The sequence below is a fragment of the Haliscomenobacter sp. genome (assembly GCF_040403615.1).
Lineage (GTDB): Bacteria > Bacteroidota > Bacteroidia > Chitinophagales > Saprospiraceae > Haliscomenobacter.
Genome location: NZ_JBBAKG010000083.1, coordinates 1401 through 21746 on the forward strand (window position 1 = coordinate 1401; position 20346 = coordinate 21746).

The 20346-nt window shown below is 46.8% G+C and carries 14 protein-coding genes and 1 tRNA gene; 8 read left to right on the plus strand and 7 right to left on the minus strand.

Annotation, left to right across the window (positions count from 1 at the left end; all coding sequences use genetic code 11):
- Nucleotides 1–152 precede the first annotated feature (152 nt).
- Both ABW391_RS21470 and ABW391_RS21475 read left to right on the plus strand, forming a co-directional pair.
- Entirely contained in the window at nt 153–857 is a 705-nt protein-coding gene (locus tag ABW391_RS21470; RefSeq protein WP_353483987.1) for a TatD family hydrolase, read from the plus strand.
- Nucleotides 858–929: 72 nt separating this feature from the next.
- Nucleotides 930–1014: transfer RNA gene (locus ABW391_RS21475), tRNA-Ser, on the plus strand.
- 65 nt (nt 1015–1079) lie between these two features.
- Here the strand turns inward: ABW391_RS21475 and ABW391_RS21480 are convergent.
- Together ABW391_RS21480 and folP are read right to left on the minus strand one after the other, a co-directional pair.
- Entirely contained in the window at nt 1080–7949 is a 6870-nt protein-coding gene (locus ABW391_RS21480; RefSeq protein WP_353483972.1) for a PKD-like domain-containing protein, read from the minus strand.
- A gap of 202 nt (nt 7950–8151) precedes the next feature.
- A complete protein-coding gene (gene folP, locus ABW391_RS21485) occupies nt 8152–8997 on the minus strand; it encodes a dihydropteroate synthase (protein ID WP_353483973.1) in 846 nt (281 codons plus the stop codon).
- A gap of 58 nt (nt 8998–9055) precedes the next feature.
- On the opposite strand from folP, the gene ABW391_RS21490 reads away from it, so the two are divergent.
- On the plus strand, nt 9056–10261 hold the full coding sequence (locus ABW391_RS21490; protein ID WP_353483974.1) for a DUF4230 domain-containing protein: 1206 nt from the start codon (nt 9056–9058) through the stop codon (nt 10259–10261).
- A gap of 46 nt (nt 10262–10307) precedes the next feature.
- On the opposite strand, the gene ABW391_RS21495 is transcribed toward ABW391_RS21490, so the two are convergent.
- Nucleotides 10308–11366 carry a DUF6340 family protein gene (locus ABW391_RS21495; RefSeq protein ID WP_353483975.1) on the minus strand — a complete coding sequence of 353 codons (1059 nt, stop codon included), beginning with the start codon at nt 11364–11366 and terminating at the stop codon, nt 10308–10310.
- Nucleotides 11367–11548: 182 nt separating this feature from the next.
- Here ABW391_RS21495 and pepT point away from each other — a divergent pair, with 182 nt between their 5' ends.
- From pepT to ABW391_RS21515, 4 genes are all read left to right on the plus strand, one after another.
- A complete protein-coding gene (gene pepT / locus ABW391_RS21500) occupies nt 11549–12790 on the plus strand; it encodes a peptidase T (protein WP_353483976.1) in 1242 nt (413 codons plus the stop codon).
- Nucleotides 12791–12958: 168 nt separating this feature from the next.
- A complete protein-coding gene (locus ABW391_RS21505; protein WP_353483977.1) occupies nt 12959–14152 on the plus strand; it encodes a hypothetical protein in 1194 nt (397 codons plus the stop codon).
- 150 nt (nt 14153–14302) lie between these two features.
- Entirely contained in the window at nt 14303–15199 is an 897-nt protein-coding gene (locus tag ABW391_RS21510; RefSeq protein ID WP_353483978.1) for a class I SAM-dependent methyltransferase, read from the plus strand.
- 5 nt (nt 15200–15204) lie between these two features.
- Nucleotides 15205–16134: a hypothetical protein gene (locus tag ABW391_RS21515; protein ID WP_353483979.1), complete on the plus strand. Its 930-nt coding sequence runs from the start codon at nt 15205–15207 to the stop codon at nt 16132–16134.
- Here the strand turns inward: ABW391_RS21515 and ABW391_RS21520 are convergent.
- The 4 genes from ABW391_RS21520 to coaD form a co-directional block, all read right to left on the minus strand.
- Complete coding sequence (locus ABW391_RS21520) at nt 16115–17092, minus strand: YheT family hydrolase (RefSeq protein WP_353483980.1); 978 nt, start codon at nt 17090–17092, stop codon at nt 16115–16117. The two genes, ABW391_RS21515 and ABW391_RS21520, sit on opposite strands and share 20 nt — an antisense overlap.
- 63 nt (nt 17093–17155) lie before the next feature.
- Nucleotides 17156–17695 (minus strand): GNAT family N-acetyltransferase, encoded by a 540-nt coding sequence (locus tag ABW391_RS21525; protein ID WP_353483981.1) that lies wholly within the window; start codon nt 17693–17695, stop codon nt 17156–17158.
- A 126-nt stretch (nt 17696–17821) separates the two neighbouring features.
- Nucleotides 17822–19453 (minus strand): L-glutamate gamma-semialdehyde dehydrogenase, encoded by a 1632-nt coding sequence (gene pruA / locus ABW391_RS21530; protein WP_353483982.1) that lies wholly within the window; start codon nt 19451–19453, stop codon nt 17822–17824.
- Nucleotides 19454–19500: 47 nt separating this feature from the next.
- Nucleotides 19501–19980 (minus strand): pantetheine-phosphate adenylyltransferase, encoded by a 480-nt coding sequence (coaD, locus tag ABW391_RS21535; protein WP_353483983.1) that lies wholly within the window; start codon nt 19978–19980, stop codon nt 19501–19503.
- Nucleotides 19981–20158: 178 nt separating this feature from the next.
- Here coaD and ABW391_RS21540 point away from each other — a divergent pair.
- The coding region (locus ABW391_RS21540) for a hypothetical protein (RefSeq protein ID WP_353483988.1) at nt 20159–20346 on the plus strand (188 nt) is incomplete at its 3' end.

Sequence of the window (20346 nt, forward strand, 5' to 3'; positions counted from 1 at the left end):
CAAGAATACAAAACATCTTTGATAAAAACAGGGTTGAATTGGATTTGGATTCTTCAAATGCCTACCTTTGCCGCCGAAAAAGAGAAACCATGCAGCTAATTGATACCCACGCCCATTTGTACGCAGAGGAATTCAAAGAAGACCGACCAGAAATGATTCAACGGGCATTTGATGCAGGGCTTACACACCTGTATTTGCCCAACATCGATAGTACTTCCATTGAAGGCATGCTGCAATTGGAAGCGGCGTATCCGGGCCAATGCCTGCCCATGATGGGGCTGCACCCTTGCTATGTCAAAGACAATTTCCAAGAGGAATTGGCGCTGGTCAAGTCCTGGCTGGAAAAACGCTCCTTTCCCGCCATTGGCGAAATTGGGATCGATTTGTACTGGGACAAAACCCATATCCACGAACAAGAAGAAGCTTTTTTGACCCAGGTTGAATGGGCCAAACAATACGATTTGCCCATTGTTATCCATTCCCGGGATTCAATGGATTTGATCCTTGAGCTGCTCCGACCCGTGCGGCATGAGCGCCTAAGAGGCATTTTCCACTGTTTCTCAGGTTCTGTTCAACAAGCAGAGGCTGCCATCGAAATGGGTTTTCTGCTCGGCATCGGAGGGGTGTTGACTTTTAAAAAATCCGGGGTGGATGTGGCACTGGATCAAATTGAACTAAAACACCTGGTACTCGAAACCGATGCGCCGTACCTCGCTCCTACCCCGTTTAGAGGCAAGCGCAACGAAAGTGCTTACATCGTTAAAGTAGCCGAAAAATTGGCCCAAATCTACGGTGTTTCCATAGAAGAAGTAGCCCAAATTACCACTGCAAATGCATTGAAACTCTTCAACAAATAAAAAAATGGAACTTTTATTGAAAAACCCGTATTAAGACTGTAAATTTGCCGCACTTTAGAAATCAGCACATACAGAGAGGTGCTCGAGTGGTTGAAGAGGTACGCCTGGAAAGCGTATATACCGCAAGGTATCGAGGGTTCGAATCCCTTCCTCTCTGCAAAACACAAACGCCTGCATTTACATCAAATGCAGGCGTTTTTTATTTTGAGAATCGATATCCATTTATCGCTTCACCAACAGCATCCGTTTGGTTTCCACAAACTTGGCCGTTTCCAGGCTGTAATACAGCACACCAGATGAAGGAAGTACCCCGGAGTTTAGCTCCAATACATTCCAACCTTTGGCATAACTTCCTTTGATTTGGTACAATACTGCCCCTTTTACATCCCGAACCGTCAAACGGGCATCGGCAGCATCTGGGAGGTAGAATCCAATCTGAGTACTGCCTTCAAATGGGTTAGGAACGTTTTGCAACAAAACCGCCCGATCCGCTTGCTGGACTTGTGTGACCTCCAACATTTCATCCAAAAGTACCGGACTGATGGATTCTGTAACTTGCGGAACTGGAACCAACTTTGACAGCTTTCCGGTATACTGTAGTTTACTCACCCCTGGTACAAAAGCATCAATTTCAGGCTTGTCCTCTCCACTGATCAGACCCGGTGCCGGTTTGACTGTAACGGCAACCTCGAAGGAGGTACCCAAAACATCGTCTTTGGTGCCATTGTTGTCGCGCAAGTTGCGGCCATTGGTGTAGGGTACGATGGTATAAACCACGACTGCTGAAACCTTGCGTTTGTTTTGCAACAGGTTTTCTTCAAAAGTTGATCCCCGTTTACGAGTATATGGAGCCTTACTCACTCCGCCTACACTGTCTGGATTGCTGACGAACAACACCAGGTACTTTTTCCGATTTTTGGGTTTCACCATGTTCACTTTGGTCAGCGGAGCAGTATTGTGCGCAATGATTTCACTGAAGGCTGTTGGTTCCGCTTCCGGGCATTGGCCAATTTGGTTGACCTTTACGGTAACAGTAATCGGTGTGCCTTCACAACCCGCCAATTGAGAACCAATGGGAGTGATCGTATATACCACATCCGTGCGTGAGCGGGTCAAGTTGATCAATTGCTCATTGATGGCATTCGCACCAAATTTGACAGCCTTGCCACTTCCTGCTCTTTTTTGAACGTTGCCATAAGTAGCCGTCCAATTGAAGGTAGCTCCCGGTGCTGCATTGGGATTCAGGACGGTAATTCCGGCAGATATACCGCTGCATATGGACCGATCCGAAGCAACCGCATCCGGTATTCTACCAACGACCACCGTAACTGGTTTGATGTCAAAACATCCCGTTACGGCATTGGTGCCTTTGATGTAATACACTCCAGCGTCGGTAGACTGAGGAGTAGCTAAACTTTGGGTGGCAGCGGCATCTTTCCAGTAAGTCAGGGTCAACCCTGCTGTTGAACCAGCCGTAACTGCACTTTGCCGCAAATCGACCAAAGTTGTACACCTTGGCGTCGGGTTAGTGATCACCAATTGAGGTTTGGCATTCACAGTTACCGGGATTTCGTAAGTACTTGGATTGGTACAGGTATTCGCAGTAAGGGTATAAATGTAATTCACCACCAACGCACTTCCAGTGGTATTGATCAGCGTTTCGTTCAGGTTGCCAGTTCCGCTCAAAGCTGGGTTGCTGATACCTGTCACCGCCCTGCGCGTCCAGGTAAAATTGGTATTGGGCAAGGTGCTAGAAGGCGCATACGTAAATGGCGTTCCACTGCATAAAGTCGTTGAAATAAGGCTACTTGTCAGTTTAGGCAAAGGGTTGATTGCTTTGGTGACCGTAAATGAAGCCGGGTTGCTGCAACCATTGGCCGCCAGGGTATAGCTATAAGCCACCGTTAGCGTGGTATTACCCGTATTGTTGAGGTTTTCGCTGATCGAACCAGTTCCTACAGCTGCTTCGTTGCTGATGCCCTCTACCCCTGCTCTTGACCAGGTAAAAACAGTACCGCTTGTTGCACTGTTGGGGGTATAGCTAAAACTGGATCCACTGCAACTCGCTTCAAGGGTTAACGCTGAACTCAAGGTTGGAATCGGGTTCACTACAACCACCACATTATTGTTGGTACTGGTACAGGTACTGCTTGTCAAAGTATATGCATACGTCACATTGATTGGAGAAGCCGTGGTATTAACCAGGGTTTCATTGGGATTTCCAGTACCACTTCCCCCTGCATTGTTGATGCCACTGACTACCGATCGACTCCAAGTGAAACTTGTACCTGAAATATTGCTGCTCGGGGTATATGCCAAAGTGGTTCCACTGCAAATGGCAGGTGGAGTCAAGGTAGAAGTCAATTTAGGTTGAGGATTTACGGTTACTCTTACCGTATAGGTTGTTGGGTTTGTACAATCATTCAAGCTTAGGGTATACACGTAAGAAACCGTAATTGGAGCAGCAGTGGTGTTGGTTAAAGTTTCATTGGGGTTTGAATTGCCACTTGCCGCTGAATTAATAATACCAGTTGTGGTGGCTCGACTCCAACTGAATCGGGTATTGGCCACTGGACTGGTGGGGGTATAACTAAAAACCGTGCCGCTACAAATGGCTGAAGGACTGGTTGTACTGTTCAATGTAGGCAAGGGATTTACGAATACCTCAACATTGAAAGCATCAGAATTACTACAAGTGGTCGTATTCAGTCGGTAGGCATAAATCACCTTAATGGGGACATTGGCAGTACTCGTCAACGTTTCAGCAGGGTTGCCGGTACCTGTAGCAGCAGGGGTACTGATGTTTGTTACCGCTGCACGCGACCAAGTGAAAGTAGTACCCGGAGTACTACTTTTGGGAAGATAACTAAAGGTTGTTCCCGTACAAATATCAGGTGGGGTAAGGGTGCTGCTTAATGTTGGCTGTGGGTTGACGATTATACTGACCGTAATGGGAGTTGATGGCGAGCAACCATTGGCGGTCAAACTGTATTGATAATTTACAGTAAGGGGAACCGGTTGTGTATTGACCAAAATTTCATTGATTCCATTGGTTCCAACTGCGGCTGCATTGTTGATCCCTTCTATTGCAGCACGAGTCCAGGAAAGTGTAGTACCTGATACCGTACTCGATGGCGTGTAACTCAACAATGTTCCACTACAAATGGGTTCAACTGTTGTATTGCTCAAACGTGGAGTTGGCTTAATTTCAATCTGAACACTTCGAGGAACAGGATTGGTACATCCACCAGCACTTATTGTAAAAAAGTAAGGAACAAAGATGGATGAATTAGTGGTATTGACCAGCGTTTCATTTAGGTTACCCACTCCACTACTTGCCGGGTTGGAAATCCCATTTACAGCGCTTCGTGTCCAGGAAAAACTGGCTCCAGATGCAGCACTGGTGGGGGTATAACTAAATACCGTACCACTACAAATGGCGGGAGGAGCCTGAGAACTGTTTAAAGTCGGAGCTGGTTTGACTCCAACAGTTACATTGTAGGTTTGTGGATTCGTACACCCATTGAGCGTCAATTTATAGCTGTAAGATACATTGACAATGGATAGACTGTTACTGGTCAAAATTTCATTGGGATTGCCATTGCCAACCGCCGTGTCATTGACTATACCTTCTGTACGTCCTCTTTTCCAACTAAAGATCGTTCCTTCAGCAGCACTACTTGGAGTATAACTAAAAACAGTACCACTACAAATACTTGGTGGCGTGGTAATACTACTAAGCGTTGGTACCAAACTGACCGGAATGGTCACTAAGGCTGGAGATGGGTTACTGCATCCATTTGCGCTCAAGCTGTAAGAATATACCACATTGATGGTAGTTGAAGCAGTATTGGTCAGCATTTCATTCGGATTTCCTGTTCCAACTGCGGCAGTGTTGCTAATCCCGTTAATTGCACTTCGAGTCCAGCTAAAGATGGTTCCTTTGGTTAAACTGGTTGGAACATAATTCACCGTATTGCCGCTACAGATACCTGGAGGCGTGAGCGAACTACTCAGGGTTGGCCTTGGTTTTACCTTCACGGTAACCAAGGTCGGGCTTGAATTGGAACATCCATTGGCAGTTACGGTATAGGCATACACAACACTTACGGTGTCGCTAGAGATACTGGTTAAGGTCTCATTGATACCCGCTGAACCATTTCCGGCAATATTGCTCAATCCGCTAACTGCCGCTCTTGTCCAAGTAAAGGTTGCATTTACATTAGAGCTGACCGGAGTATAGGTGAAAGCAGTTCCACTGCATATTGCGGGCGGATTCGTTGTACTGGTCAAGACAGGACTGGGTTTGACGCTAACTGTTACGTTTACAGGATTGGGGCTGGTACAACCGTTCAATAAGGCAGTGTATTGGTAAATTACATTGATGGCATTTTGAGTAGTATTGATCAATGTTTCGCTGACCCTACCCGTATCGGTTTTTGCAGCATTGCTTATTCCGGCTACAGCCGCACGGGTCCAACTAAATTTGGTTCCCGAAATCGTCCCAGTTGGAATGTAATTGAAAGCATTTCCACTACAAATTGCGGGAGGCGCAGTCGTACTATTCAACGCTGGAATGGGCTTAATAGTAACCGTAAGGTTTACAGGATTCGGGTTAACGCATCCGTTGGCGGTCAGGTTAAATACATAGACTACATTGACAGGTGCATTGTTAGTGTTGTTGAGTGTTTCGCTGATGGCGCCAATTCCCGTATTGCCCGAATTGCTCACCCCATTCACCAATGCTCTGCTCCAACTGATGGTAGTATTGTTGACCGAACTGGTAGGGGTATAAGTAAAGGCTACGCCACTGCATTGCATGATTGCTAACGTAGAGCTGGTAAAGATCGGCCTAGGATTAACCACTACGGTAACTCGAAATGTATCCGTTTTGGTACAACCATTTGCTACGAGGTTGAAAAATTCATAGGTGACCGTGACCGGGCTGGCGGTAGTATCCGTAAGGGTTTCACTAATGTTACCAGTCCCCGTAGCAAGCTGGTTACTAATACCGCGCACTGCCTTCCGTCTCCAACGATAGGTTGTAGCTGGTCGGCTAAATGTTGGGGTATAAGTAAATATTGTTCCACTGCAAGCAGCAGGCGGAGTTAAGGTACTGGTCAAAACCGGTGGAGTATTCACCACCATTACAATGGTATCACTGCTTACCCTGAAAATCGTTCCACAAGTATCAATCAATAGGCAATTGATGGTGTCCAGATTGGAAAGGGAGTCGATAGAAAACATGGGGCTATTGGTACCTATATTTTTGCGGTTGCGCCGCCATTGGTAGCTCACACTGTTGCCTTTGTTCATGGCAGTCGCCATGAAAGTCACATTTGTTCCTTTACAAATGGTGTCATTGGGGCTAACAGAAATTTTCAAAATAGGATTCACACAGGATACGAAGGTAAAATTGGGTAAGCTAAGGGTATCCCCTGGTACAAAAACATCTACATCCCCACTTGCACCTTTGCCCACTACCGCTTTGACCTGAGTAGCAGAAACTATTCTGATAAAACTGGCCAACGAATCCCCAAAGGCTACTTTGGTCACTCCGCTAAGGTTGGTACCAGTGATCAAAATGGTATCACCAGTGCGACCAGAAATGGGACTGAAGGAGGTAAAAGTTGAAGGGAGAACAAGGGTGTTTCGGAAGAAAGAAACGGAGTTCTGGCCTTGATTGACCACTGCAATTTCAGGTTTTCCGTCGCCATTTAGGTCTCCCAAATTACTCTCCAGTGGGCCTAAGTTAACCGCTCCTGACCCTGTTGTAAAATCTACTTTATTGTCAAAGCTCAGCGTTCCCGAAGTGCTGTTGTTTTTAAAAATAGACAGCGTATAGGCATCCAAATTAGACACCACCATTTCTGGCTTTCCATCGCCATCCAGATCTGCCAAAGACACTCGTCGAGGCGTTGTACCTGCGGTGAAATCAACTTTAGTAGCAAAACTGGGGATTCCGCTGCTACTGGTGTTGCGCAGGACAGAAACTTTATTTGCCCCTTGATCAACAACCACTACGTCCAGTTTATCATCGCCATCCATGTCGCCGAGTTTTGCCCAAAAAGGAAAACCTCCTGCAGCGAAGTCTACCTTGGCGGCAAAAGACAACGTTCCGATTGTTGTGTTGGTATTGCGCAATACCGATATATTTCCCCCATTCGCGTTGCAAGATACCAGATCAAACTTCCCGTCGCCATCAACATCGCCAATAGCAATGCTATAAGGTTGAAGATCGGTTGGAAAGGTGACTCTAGCGGCAAAAGAAAGCGTACCAACTGAACTGGTGTTGCGCAAAACTGAAACTGTATGTCCAGAAGAATTTACTACCGCAATTTCTGGTTTCCCATCTCCGTCCAGGTCACCTATGGCAATTGCCTGAGTAGTACTACCCGAGCTTGAGTCAACTTTAGCCGCGAAACTCAGTTCACTCCCACTGGTTGTATTTCTGAATATGGAAATTTTATTCGAGGAAAGATTCGTAGCGGCAATATCCAGTTTTCCGTCTCCATCTAAATCATCAACTGCTACCCCAGTTAATCCGGATAAAGTGGTCAGGTCAACTCTTTTGGCAAAAGAGATTGTACTTCCACTACTTGTATTGCGGTACACGTTGACTGAACTAGAAATTGAGTTGGAAATGATCAAATCAACTTTGCCATCTCCGTTCAGATCTCCTGAAGCAATTCCGTTTGGTCGCGTTGAGGTAACGGAATCCAGTTTTGCCGCAAAAGATGTCGAATTGATAGGCAATCCTGTACTAAATGTCACTTTAAATGGCCGAGTAGTAGCTGCGCGCCGCCCACTTGTGGTATTCAAAACAGTGATTGGCTGGTAGTTTGCACCAAGCGGTACAGTTGCGGTAAGAGAAGTGCTGGTAGCGGTACTGACTGTTGCTTTTACGGAACCGAAGTAAACAATGTTGTTGGCTGCGGTCGTGTTGAAGTTGGTTCCTGTTAAGGTCACCGTGGTTCCAATTGGCCCTGAAGTGGGAGTAAAACCTGTAAGGGTAGGCACTTGGGCATGGAGGGAGATTCCTATCAGACATGCCGATAGAAAGATGCATAGTTTTTGGATCATAGTATTCATGGTGATATAATTATCAATAAACTTGTCATTTCAATGTAGACTCTAATTCAGGTCAAAAGTCATTTTTGACCCAATATGCCCTACATCTCAACAAGCATAATAACTTCACTTTGCAAAAATAATCTATTCTAACCGTAAGATAATTTTTTTTAACATATAGTTCCACAAACAAGTTAAAAAAAATAATGACATATAATACAATTCACGATTCATTTTCAAGCATTTCCCACAGTTTGATCACTTCCATTGCAGGTTTTACGTCATGCACCCGCAAGAGTTTTGCACCCTGTTGAAGAGCAACCATGTGCAGCACCGAAGTGCCGTTGAGTGCTTCTTCTGGCTTAGTTTTCAATAACTTATAAATCATTGATTTGCGAGACAACCCAGCCAAAACTGGCGCATCGAGAACCTGAAAAATGTGCAAACTATTCAACAACTGGTAATTGTGGGCAATGGTTTTTCCAAACCCAAATCCTGGGTCGAGCACAATGTCTTTAACGCCCAACGCTCTCAATTTCCCCACTTCAGCAATGAAAAAATCTAGAACTTCCGTCACTACATCCGTGTATGCGGGGTTGGTTTGCATGGTTCCTGGCATCCCTTGCATGTGCATGAGGATATAGGGAAGGCCTAGCTCTGCCACGATCGGGTACATCGTAGCATCAAGTCGTCCTGCCGATACATCGTTGATGATGCTTGCGCCAAGATCTTTAGACACCTTGGCGGTGTGGCCATATATGGTGTCTACAGAAACGATCGCGCTTGGGAAATGCTTTACCAATGCGTCAATCACTGGAGCAATGCGTTGTACTTCCTCTTCAGCAGTGATGATGGTCGCACCAGGACGCGAGGACATGCCTCCTACATCCAGAATTTGAGCGCCATCGGTCAACATTATTTCTGCTTGCCGCAAAATGTCGTCCAACTCCATAAATCTGCTCCCAGCATAGAAACTATCTGGCGTAACATTGATGATGCCCATAATTACTGGTTTGTCCAGATTCAAAAGTCGGCCAGCGCAATTCAGGGTAGTTTGTGGATTCAACATGAAAATCGATTTTGAGGAGCACACGCAAATTTATTACTTTTGACCGAAAACCAATTGTATGTCTGAAGGTGTAGATTCCCGTTTGCGCATCAGCCAAACTTTTTTGGCCGTTCTGGTCATTGCGCTGTTTGGACTGATTGCCTATAAGTACTTGCCAAGTAAGGGAGTAGGTAAAGATTTCACGACCGTCCCCAAGGAGTTCCAACTCAACTACCTTCCTGCAGATTTTAATTTCGACATCGACGAGCAGGATGCTCTGGCTATTTTGACCAACCCCAAACGGTACCGTCGGGAGTTTGGTCAGATGGTATACGATATGAACATGGCCATTCTCAACCATACTGCCAATCGAATGGGCTTGAGTGAATCCATCAAAAGGCGCTTGCCAGAAGAATACGACAAGCACCACGAATATTTGCGCAACTTGTATTACGACGATTTTTTGTCGATCAAAGACACCACCAGCGCACTGTACCAAACCTGGTACGACAATGGGTTCAAAAATGCTGCCCAGATTTGGTATGAAGTAGCTGCAAAATACACTTGCTACTTGGTAAACAACGTCATGGGCGGTCTGATTCCTATGAAAGATGGAGCTTTTTATGCCAAAGGCAAAAAAGTAGATACGCCCTGCGGAATTGCCCTTACTGAAGCATTGGCTCCTCTCATGAAAAAGATCGAAGAACGTGCTGCTGTTGAAGATTTCGGGCGATCGCATGGCTTATTGCAACAGCGCGTGGAGAAAGTGGTGTCAGAATTGGCCACTTACGAGATTCGGGATAAAAAAGGCTTGACCAAACAATTCCAAACCAAAGTCTGGGGCTTCTCGGTGTCTTCCACCGATGTAGAAATCACCGCCATCAGCATCCTGAAGATTGGTTTTAAACTAGATGATTATTTCGACATCAAACTCAACAGCAAGAGTAAACTCGTCACCATTACTTTGCCAGAGCCCATCATCCTTTCGCACGAAGTGTACCCCAAAATGGATCGCTTGAGCATCGGTTGGCTGCGCGAAATCAAAAGCGATGACCTCAACAAAGCCTTCAATGTACTGCGTGAAGAATTCCGCCGCGATGCCTTGAATGCCGATGCCATGGACAAAGCCAAAGTTCAAGCCCGCGAAGTACTCAATACCATGATGGGTCCACTCATTGGCTCACTCGGTTCCAAATACAAAATGCGGGTGATGTTTGAAGAAGGTGATCCTACCCCAAAAGAGTTTTTACCCAAAGATCGGTTCAATCAGGATTTACCCCAATAACAGCTTGTGCTCAATTTGAATAATGAGCACAAGTTGTAGACAAGTACTAGGGTTTTACTTTTTTCAACTGGTAATCCAATCGTGCCTGATCAGAAATCCTTTGCTGGATGACGTTCACATAACCCTGGGAAACTTTGTTGCCATATTGCGTAAAAGCTTTACTCGCCCAGTCTTCAGCTCCTTTCAGGTTGCCGTTTCGCTCCAATGCCAGGGCTATATTGTGGGCCGCTTTCCCTTTGGTTTTGGGGTCACGTGCATTGCTGAGCAAGTCATTCCAGATATCGGCAGCTTCTTCCCATTTGTTGGCCTGGGTGAGGCGGTGTGCCTGTTCCATGGCGTCTTTATCTGCACCTTTGGCGGTATTGTAATACGTTCGGCTCACATTGACATAAACTGGCGCGATTCTTTTGCCATAAGAGTCACCCGCCTTGGCCGATAATTCCCGTACTACGCTCAGCTGAGAACGCAAATTATTGCGGGCATTGTCTTGGGTGTTTCCAGTTCCCGTGTTTTCTACATACTCCTGAATGGTGTTTTCATCCACTACCACCCTGATTTTTGGATCGTAAACCCGCCAACCCATATACAACCTAACATTCCGCCTGGCTGTGTGGGTGTATTTGATGATTTCAGTGCCATCTTTTTGCTTGGATTTATAACTCGATTGGCTATAGGATATGTCAGAAGAGGAATCAAAAGACTCAAGGGCAATGACTGCATTAGCGCCGTACTTGTCGCAAACAGACTGAATCTCGTTCCAATTGAGTGGTGGCAACATCTGCTTGCCATTTTTGCTGCCCGTATATTCAACTCCAGTTCCCTTGATTTGCAAGGTTGGCGTACGGGTCAGGGTAGTGGTCAGGTTTTGTAAGGCCAAACGGCGGCCTTCGCGATCCTGGCCAAAATCTTCCCCAGAGAAAGCACCTTCAATAAAGTTGGCAAAGCCCTTTTCTGGTTTGCTTCGGTCAATCAAAGCCAGTACTTTGATGTTTTCAGGCAATACAATTTGCGATGGTTGGAGTACTTCCAGCATGGTGGAACTGGTACCGCAACTCCAGGAAACCAAAGCTACAAAGGCCAATAGCAGTAAGGATTGATTTTTCATCTCGTTGAATCAGGTTTTGGTGAAGAAAATGACTATTTGCGTTTTCTTGCTGCAAATGTCGAAGTACGAAAGAAGGTTTGCAAGGAGGATTGGCGATTATTCAGAGGGATGCACCAAATATCTTTAAAATTTGCAGTTTTTCTGATTTCTATAGGGTACAAATTCTATTTTTGCATCAAAAAATGCTGCCACCCATTCAACATACCGTTCTGGAGCGATTTTTGCGCTACGTTCAAATCGATACCCAATCGGATCCCCATTCCACCAGTTTTCCCTCCACGGAAAAACAAAAAGACCTGGCAAGACTCTTGGCGGCAGAACTTCAAAGCATCGGAGCAACGGATGCACACATGGACGAACACGGTTATGTTTATGCCACCATTCCTGCTACCCTGGATAAAGCAGTACCGGTGATCTGTTTTTGCTCACACATGGATACTTCGCCCGACAGCAGCGGTACCCACGTCAAACCCTTGGTACACCCCAATTATGATGGGCGCGATTTGGTGCTTCCTGATGACCCAACGGTGGTGATTCGCTTAAAAGACCATCCCAATTTGGCCCAACAAATGGGGAATGACATTGTAACCGCCAGCGGCCTTACCCTTTTGGGTGCTGACAACAAAGCGGGCGTAGCCGAAATCATGGACGCTGCCCATTACTTGCTGCAACATCCAGAAATACCCCACGGCACCCTCAAAATCCTGTTTACCCCCGACGAAGAAGTGGGACGTGGGGTAGAGAAAGTTGACATCAACAAACTAGGGGCCGACTTTGGTTACACCATCGATGGCGAAAACCTCGGTGCTTTTGAAGACGAGACCTTTAGCGCAGATGGAGCAGTACTCAGCATTTATGGGGTAAGCGCACATCCTGGTTTTGCCAAAGGCAAAATGGAGAGCGCCCTCAAAATTGCCGGAGATGTACTGGCCAGCTTACCAAAAGATCATCTTACACCTGAAGCCGTAGAAGGCCGTGGTGGTTTCATTCATCCTGTTGGCATCGAAGGCATTGCCGAAAAAGTGGTAATTCATTTCATCATCCGTGATTTTACCGATGAAGGTTTGGCTGCGCACGAGGCTTTTTTGCAGCAAGTGGTAATTGATGTCTTGAAAAACTACCCCAATTCCCGTTTTGAGTTGCAATTCCAGGAGCAATACCGCAACATGAAAAAGGTCTTGGATCAATATCCCCAAGTCAGTGAATTCGCCCTAAAGGCCATCTGCCGGGCGGGGATTGAGCCCATTCCTTCCAGCGTACGCGGCGGAACCGATGGTTCCCGACTTTCGTACATGGGCTTGCCTTGTCCTAATATTTTTGCGGGAGAACATGCTTTCCATTCCAAGCAGGAATGGGTATCGGTACAAGACATGCAAAAGGCCGTGGAAACAATCGTGCATTTGGCGATGATTTGGGCGGAATAATTGAGCATCCAATTACCTGACTGCTGAAATCCGAATGAAAATATTAACACAATTTAACCAGTTTCACACAATTTAACTTTTTAACAATTCAGCCTTAACCTTTTCATAGTGCATTGGCATTCATGTGTATAGTATTTTTGAGGTATTACAAGCTCAAAACACAAGGCCATGAAACCCACGCACATTATTTCCAGCACCACGATTATTTCTGCATTGGCATTACTTGTCATTTCTTGCGCTTCTCCAGTGAAATTGGCCGAAATTGGCGACTACGACCAAGCGCTTGAGCGCAGCGTAAACCGCCTGGCGGGCAAAGACCGCAAGAATGAAGAGCTCGTTCGCACCGTTGAATTTGCTTTTGAAAAAGCCACCACCCGGGATATGGACGCTGTAGAGCGTATGAAAACGGATTTGCACGCCGAATCCTGGCCCAAAATATTCGATACTTACCAACGCATCCTGCGCCGTCAACAATTGGTAGAGCCTCTGATTCCATTGGTGGATCGCCGTGGCTACAAGGCGTCTTTCCGCTTCGTACGCGCAGATGGCCTGCTGGCCGAAGCCCGCGAAAATGCGGCAAAATACAACTACGACCGTGCCATCAACTGGTTGGAAGATGCCCGCAGCAGCAAAAACAAAACTCCCGCTCGCCGTGCTTACGATGAATTGGGCCGGATCAAGGAATACTATACCAGTTACCGCGATGTTGAAACCTTAAAGCGGGAAGCCCAGCACCTGGGTACTACCTTCATTCTGGTAGATGTCGAAAACCGCGCTCCTGTAATTCTTCCGATTGGATTTGACCGCGAATTGACGGATATCAGCTTTCGGGATCTCAACGACAACTGGAGAGTATTCCACAATACCCGCCAATCCAACATCGATTATGATGTGAAAGCTACCCTGATGTTGCGCGATGTGCAAGTAAGTCCTGGCACCCAACGCGAACGCCAGTACGAAGAGCAAAACCAAATCCAGGATGGCTGGGTATATGAATACGACACTCGGGGCAACGTGAAAAAAGATACCGCTGGCAACGACATCAAATACCCCAATAAGGTCACGCTGAGGGCATTGATCACTGAAGTTTACCAACAAAAAGGCGCACGTCTGAATGGCCAGTTGGAACTTTTTGATCTGCGCACTGGTTCGGTGATCGATTCTCGTCCCCTTGGCGCGGAGGCATTCTGGGAAAATTATGCCGCCACTTTTAGAGGGGATGAACGCGCCCTAAGTAACCAAACCCGCAGTCGCATTGGCAATCGACCCAGCAATTTCCCAGATGATGCCATCTTGATCCTCGATGCTGCCCGCCGTTTGAGGCCGATAGTAGTGGATCAGTTGCGACAGGTACGAATTTAAGTTTAAAAACCCCCATCTTAAAACCCTAAACAACCTGAATTTTTTCCTAACTTTACCCCAAAGTATTTTCAGTATACTTTTTTTGTTGTGATCTTAAGATTATAGACATCAGTTGTAATTGCATACTGGTGTCTTTTTTATTGTCAATATATGCGTACAATTCTTTACAAGCAGTGTCCGATTTGCGGTAGCTACGACATCGAAAAAGCTCTGGCAACTCGTGATTATTCCATCTCTGGTGAAGCTTTTGATTTATTCGATTGCCACAACTGCGGCCTCCGCTTCACCCAGGAAATACCCGCTCCCGAACAGATTGGGCGTTACTATCAGAGCGAAAACTACATTTCGCACAGCAACACCAAGAAAGGGATCATCAATCGCCTGTATCATGCGGCGCGGGAGTACATGCTCCGCAGCAAACAGCAACTGGTACAAAGCCTAAGTTCTCAAAAACGCTTGCTGGACGTAGGCTGTGGCACGGGTTACTTTATGAACCACATGCGTACCCAAGGCTACGATGTATTGGGCATTGAGGTGGATGAAGGAGCGCGCAATTTTGGCATCGAGCAATTCGGCCTGGACGTACGCCCACCTGCCGAACTGGAAGCAGGCGCTCTCCCTGGCAAATTTGGCGTCATCAGCATGTGGCACGTTTTGGAACACGTTTATGATCCCAAATTGTACCTCCGCCGCTTGCACGAAGCATTGGAAGCCGATGGCGTGTTGATGATTGCTGTACCCAATTACCAATCCCTCGATGGCCGCAAATATGCTGGTCATTGGGCAGCATACGACGTTCCCCGGCACTTGTGGCATTTTTCTCCCAAAACCTTGACCAATCTGGCCGAAGAATCGGGCTTCAAAGTAGTAGGAATGAAAGGCATGCCATTAGATCCTTTTTACGTCTCCCTTTTGAGTGAAAAATACCGGGGCAGTGGCATTTTGGCCTTACCCTTAGGGGCATTGAGCGGTTTGCGTTCCTTATTAAAAAGCCTCAATCGCCCGAAAAACGCCAGTTCAATCATTTACATTCTGAAAAAGGCGTAATGGTGATGGACAAATCCATCAACCCAAGCCTAAGCCTTTCAATCTTGTTCTTGTTGGCCTTGCCCCTTTTGTCCTTTGCGCAAGATCACTACTGGTGGGCCAACAACGTAGGTTGGGATGGTCAGCGGTTTTGGGGAGATTACATCGTGCGTTCACAACGTTATCTTGGACCCAATGCCCTTCCCATTCCCAAAGTATTCAACGGTAGAGTGTCCAACGAACGTTCCTTTGGATTTTCGGGCAATAGCCATTTCAGCACAGGCGATGTGACCCACAACCTGGCTTTGTACGGCACCTTCAATCTCGTACCGGATGTAATTGGTTTTGAATTGTATTGGGTACCTGCGGAATACTACACCATGTCGCACGCCATCAAAACCGAACGCAAGACCTTCCATGTTTTTTACAATCGACGCTGGGCCAGTGGGGACGTGTATTTGCATACCATCGTTCAATTGTTGAAAGCCGAAAAAAACCGCATCGATTTGGCCTTGCGCATCGGCTATCGTTTTCCTTCTTCCAATATGGTGGGCATGGCCCGTTACACCGATGCAACCGGATATTATTTGGATTTATCTTTTGGAAAAAAAATACTGGATGGCCCTTTGAAGGTTGGAATCAATGGTATGGCTGGCATCTTCGTTTGGCAGATCAATCAAAATGCACAAAATCAGGATGATGCACCACTTTTTGGTTTAGGACTGAGTTTTGCAAGCAAAAACTGGTCTCTGAGTCCCTCGTTTCGTGGTTATACCGGATACCTCAACAATGGTGACCGGCCACTCGCACTCAGCTTCAATGGTCAGTTGGATCTGAATAGCCGCTGGCAACTTTTCGGTGGGGTGCAAAAAGGATGGAATGACCTACTGTATACTTCCCTCGAATTGGGTACCAAATACCGTTTTCCCCCCAAAGTTAGTGTGCATGTGCCTTGATGAATTCCATGGCGCGGTGTTCCAACCAATAAAATGGCCCGGATTGTTTCTTGATGGCAAAACCTACGTGGCCGCCATTTCTGGGTGTTTCCACAAAAAAATACGGATGCTGATCTGCCAATGCTTTGGGTGAGCAGGAAGGTGTCAGCAAAGGATCGTTTTGGGCATTGCACAACAGGGCTGGAATTTGAATCCCTGCTACAAAATTCTGTGCAGAAGCCTGCCAATAAAAATCCTCCGCACTCTTGTAGCCATTGATCGGCGCTGAATAAAACTCGTCAAAATCGCGCCAGGTTCTGATTTGCTCAAATTTGGAAAGATCGATTTGACCGGGAAATTGCAGTGCTTTTGCCTCAATTTTTTTGCGCAGGCTGTTGAAAAATTTTCGGCGATAAAACCAGTTGGAAGACAATTCCAGGGTTTGAATGCTGCCTTTGAGGTCACAGGGAGAAGAAAATGCAATCCCGGTTTTGATGGGTTCAGGAATGTTTTTGCCGTGTACCCCTAAATACTTGAGCAAGATACTGCCGCCCATGCTGTAGCCGATCAAATGGATTTTTTGATACGGTTTTCTGCGCAGTGCATGTGCGATGACCTGTCCAAAATCATCGATTTCGCCATGATTGTAGAGGCGCATTTTCCTGTTCATCTCTCCGCTACACGAGCGACAATTCCAGCCCAATAAATCCATTCCCTGTTCAAAAAAAAATTGAGCAGCGGCTTTCATGTAAACACGATCAGTACTCCCTTCGAGGCCATGTGATAAGATGACCAATTCCTGGCTTTGCGCATCCAGCCAGTCCAGGTCTACAAAATCGCCATCCGCCAATTCCAGTCGCTCTCGCTCATAATTGACCTGCTCAATTTTGCGGGTCAGAGCAGGTAGAATGGTCTGAAAATGGCCATTCAGTTGATAACGCGGTGGCCCAGGGTAGGTAGATTCGTGTACAAGTGGCATTTATTGGTGTATTGTAGCTTTGAATGGATTCGTCTGAATTTCTCTTTTATTAGACAATGGTCATCACGCAGGCCGCTCCATACGCCACTGCCAAATGGTGCCTTCGTCTGTATCAAACAACTCATCGATGAAGTTCATACCGCTTTTTTTGAGAACATGAGTCGAGGCATTGGCGACTGCCAGAGTATGGGCTTTGACAATTTTGACCGCATCTTGCGAAAAAGCATATTCGATTAGACCCTTTGCGAACTCAGTGGCATAGCCCCGGTTTCGGTAGTCAGGCATGATCTCATAGCCGATTTCAACCACTCCAAAACGATTAGGAGCACCTTTGAAGCCTCCCGCACCAATCAATAAGTTCTCTTCCCGGTGTACCACCAGGTATTGCCACCAGTTTTCCTCTTCAAGATTGACCCGCACCCTTTCCATTGAATACACACTCGGTTCATCCCCAAACTCCGTCCAACCGGGTTTGACCACTATGCCCAGGTAGCTGCCGATCTCATTGTCATTCCGCAGGATTGCTTCGTAGAGTGGAATGGAGCAGGCCACCAGCCATAAGCGGGGTGTTTCCAGGATCAATTCTTGCAGGTCGTTTTTCATTTTTTTTGTTGTCGGGGCAATCCGTCGGGGCAACCCTACGTGGTTGCCCTACGTGGTTGCCCTCCGCCGTTCTTTCCACAGCACCACTTCGTGGTTTGTGGTGGAGGCGCCCACGTAGGGACGCCCCTACGATTCGCCCATAAACGGGTATGTATAATCCACCGGGGGATTAAAATTCTCTTTCATGGCACGGGGCGATACCCACCGCAACAAATTCCACACCGATCCGGCCTTGTCATTCGTACCGGATGCACGCGCGCCCCCAAATGGCTGCTGGCCAACAACTGCACCGGTTGGTTTATCATTGATGTAGAAATTGCCCGCTGCATTGCGCAAAGCCTTGGACATGGCCTGAATGACGCCGCGCTCCCGTGCAAAAATCGCTCCCGTCAGGGCATATGGGGAAGTGGAATCCACCAACTTCAGGATGTCTTCAAATTGGGCATCTTCGTAAACGTAAATGGTCAATACCGGGCCGAAGATTTCTTCTTCCAATAGGCGGTGTTTCGGATCAGTCACTACCACCATTGTAGGTTCGATGAAGTAGCCCACAGTTTTATCGTACTTGCCCCCAGCAATGATTTCTGCATCTTTGGCATCCCGCGCCAATACGATGTAGTTTGAGATTTTGTCAAAAGCCCGTTCGTCGATCACGGCAGTGATGAAATTGCGGAAATCTTCTGGTGAACCCATTTTCATGTCCTTCACCATCGCAACGGCCATTTCTTTTACCGCGGGCCAAATGCTTTGCGGAACGTAAACCCGCGAAGCTGCGGAGCATTTTTGACCCTGAAATTCAAAAGCACCGCGAACCATGGCTACGGCAAGCGCTTTGGGATCGGCAGATGGGTGCGCCAGGATAAAATCCTTGCCGCCCGTTTCGCCCACAATGCGAGGATATGACTTGTACTTGCTGATGTTTTTGCCAATAGTGGTCCACATGCTCTGAAATACCTTGGTGCTTCCGGTAAAGTGCAATCCGGCAAAATCAGCGTGGGAAAAGATGATGTCTCCCGCAATCGGGCCATCCACCAGCAAGAGGTTAATCACCCCATCTGGCAAGCCGGCTTCTTCAAATATTTCCATGATCACTGCCGCAGAATAGATTTGTGTTTCGGCAGGTTTCCAGATCACGGTATTGCCCATCAAAGCAGGTGCAGCTGGCAAGTTGCCAGCAATCGACGTAAAATTGAACGGTGTAATGGCAAACACAAAACCTTCCAAGGCGCGGTATTCCATGCGGTTCCAGGTCAATGCCGGGCTTTGAGGTTGCTCGCTGTAAATCTGAATCAGGTATTCGGCATTGAAACGGAAAAAATCGCACAATTCCGCTACCGCATCGATCTCGGATTGGTAAGCATTTTTAGATTGCCCCAGCATGGTAGACGCATTCATTTTGGCGCGGTAAGGTCCGGCCAACAGGTCGGCAGCTTTGAGGAAAATAGCCGCGCGCGCTTCCCAGGACATGGCTTCCCAAGCTGGTTTAGCAGCCAGAGCAGCCTCAATGGCCTGGTGTACGTGCTGGGTGCCGCCTTTGTAATAGTAGCCCAAAATGTGTTTGTGCTCGTGTGGAGGACGAATGGCAATCTTTTCGCCTTCCATTATTTTTTTTCCGCCAATGGTTTGGGGGATTTCAATGGTTTGCCCTTTCATTTCGGCCAACTTGGCTTTGAGGGCAGTTTTTTCTGCTGAACCGGGTGCATAACTCAGTACCGGTTCGTTGGTGGCTTTGGGCAGTTTAAAAAATGCGTCAGACATATTTGGTAATTTGGTTGTTCAAGCAGGAAGATCGCAGGGCAATTCTTTTAGTTTGTCTCTAAAAATGCCTTGATGTTCAGTTGTTCAGGCACAAAAGGTGAAGCATCTCCCCCACCCTTGATGATTTCCCGCACTATGGTCGAACTGATGTGGGAAAAAGCAGGCTGGCTGATCAAGAAAATGGTCTCCAATTCGTCTCCAATGATGAAGTTGAGTTGAGAAATCGTTTTTTCATAGTCAAAATCCGAGGCATTGCGCAAGCCCCGCAAAAGGTACTTGGCCCCAATTTTTCGGCAAAAATCAGCGGTAAGGTTTTCAAAAAACCCGACTTCGACTTTGGGCTCTTCCTCAAAAACGGAATTGATCCATTTCAGGCGTTGCTCCAACGTAAACAAGGATTGTTTCTGGGTATTGACCCCAACGGCCACGATGACTTTGTCAAAAAGCGGGAGGGCACGACGCACCAAATCAACGTGACCAGTGGTGATGGGATCGAAAGACCCGGGAAATACAGCAATCTGAGCCATAAGGTGCAAGGATTTCGGGTCAAAGATAATAGACTGTTGCATGGACGGCGATAATTCAGGTTAAAATATTGTTCGTCCCACTTTATTTTGTTTACTTGTCAGACCAAGTCTATGGAACGCAGAAAAATTACTTCCCGATTTTTTGCGTCATACTAATCATTTCAAATCGCAAAGAGACATGAGAAATACCATTGTTTGCCCTTTTTTAGTGTTGCTCAGTTTGGCAACGCCTTCGCTTTTTGGCCAAAGCAAATTTGCCAATTTAGCGCCAGTCAAATTTTCCCAGGTGCAAATCACCGATGCCTTTTGGAAGCCCCGCATCGATAAAATCGCCGAAGTAACCGTGCCTGTTTGTATTCAGCAAAC

Excerpts from the sequence above, each read along its gene's own strand:
- ABW391_RS21470 (WP_353483987.1), top strand. The coding sequence starts at position 153 with ATGATTCAACGGGCATTTGATGCAGGGCTTACACACCTGTATTTGCCC.
- ABW391_RS21480 (WP_353483972.1), bottom strand. The coding sequence starts at position 7,949 with ATGAATACTATGATCCAAAAACTATGCATCTTTCTATCGGCATGTCTG.
- folP (WP_353483973.1), bottom strand. The coding sequence starts at position 8,997 with ATGTTGAATCCACAAACTACCCTGAATTGCGCTGGCCGACTTTTGAAT.
- ABW391_RS21490 (WP_353483974.1), top strand. The coding sequence starts at position 9,056 with ATGTCTGAAGGTGTAGATTCCCGTTTGCGCATCAGCCAAACTTTTTTG.
- ABW391_RS21495 (WP_353483975.1), bottom strand. The coding sequence starts at position 11,366 with ATGAAAAATCAATCCTTACTGCTATTGGCCTTTGTAGCTTTGGTTTCC.
- pepT (WP_353483976.1), top strand. The coding sequence starts at position 11,549 with ATGCTGCCACCCATTCAACATACCGTTCTGGAGCGATTTTTGCGCTAC.
- ABW391_RS21505 (WP_353483977.1), top strand. The coding sequence starts at position 12,959 with ATGAAACCCACGCACATTATTTCCAGCACCACGATTATTTCTGCATTG.
- ABW391_RS21510 (WP_353483978.1), top strand. The coding sequence starts at position 14,303 with ATGCGTACAATTCTTTACAAGCAGTGTCCGATTTGCGGTAGCTACGAC.
- ABW391_RS21515 (WP_353483979.1), top strand. The coding sequence starts at position 15,205 with ATGGACAAATCCATCAACCCAAGCCTAAGCCTTTCAATCTTGTTCTTG.
- ABW391_RS21520 (WP_353483980.1), bottom strand. The coding sequence starts at position 17,092 with ATGCCACTTGTACACGAATCTACCTACCCTGGGCCACCGCGTTATCAA.
- ABW391_RS21525 (WP_353483981.1), bottom strand. The coding sequence starts at position 17,695 with ATGAAAAACGACCTGCAAGAATTGATCCTGGAAACACCCCGCTTATGG.
- pruA (WP_353483982.1), bottom strand. The coding sequence starts at position 19,453 with ATGTCTGACGCATTTTTTAAACTGCCCAAAGCCACCAACGAACCGGTA.
- coaD (WP_353483983.1), bottom strand. The coding sequence starts at position 19,980 with ATGGCTCAGATTGCTGTATTTCCCGGGTCTTTCGATCCCATCACCACT.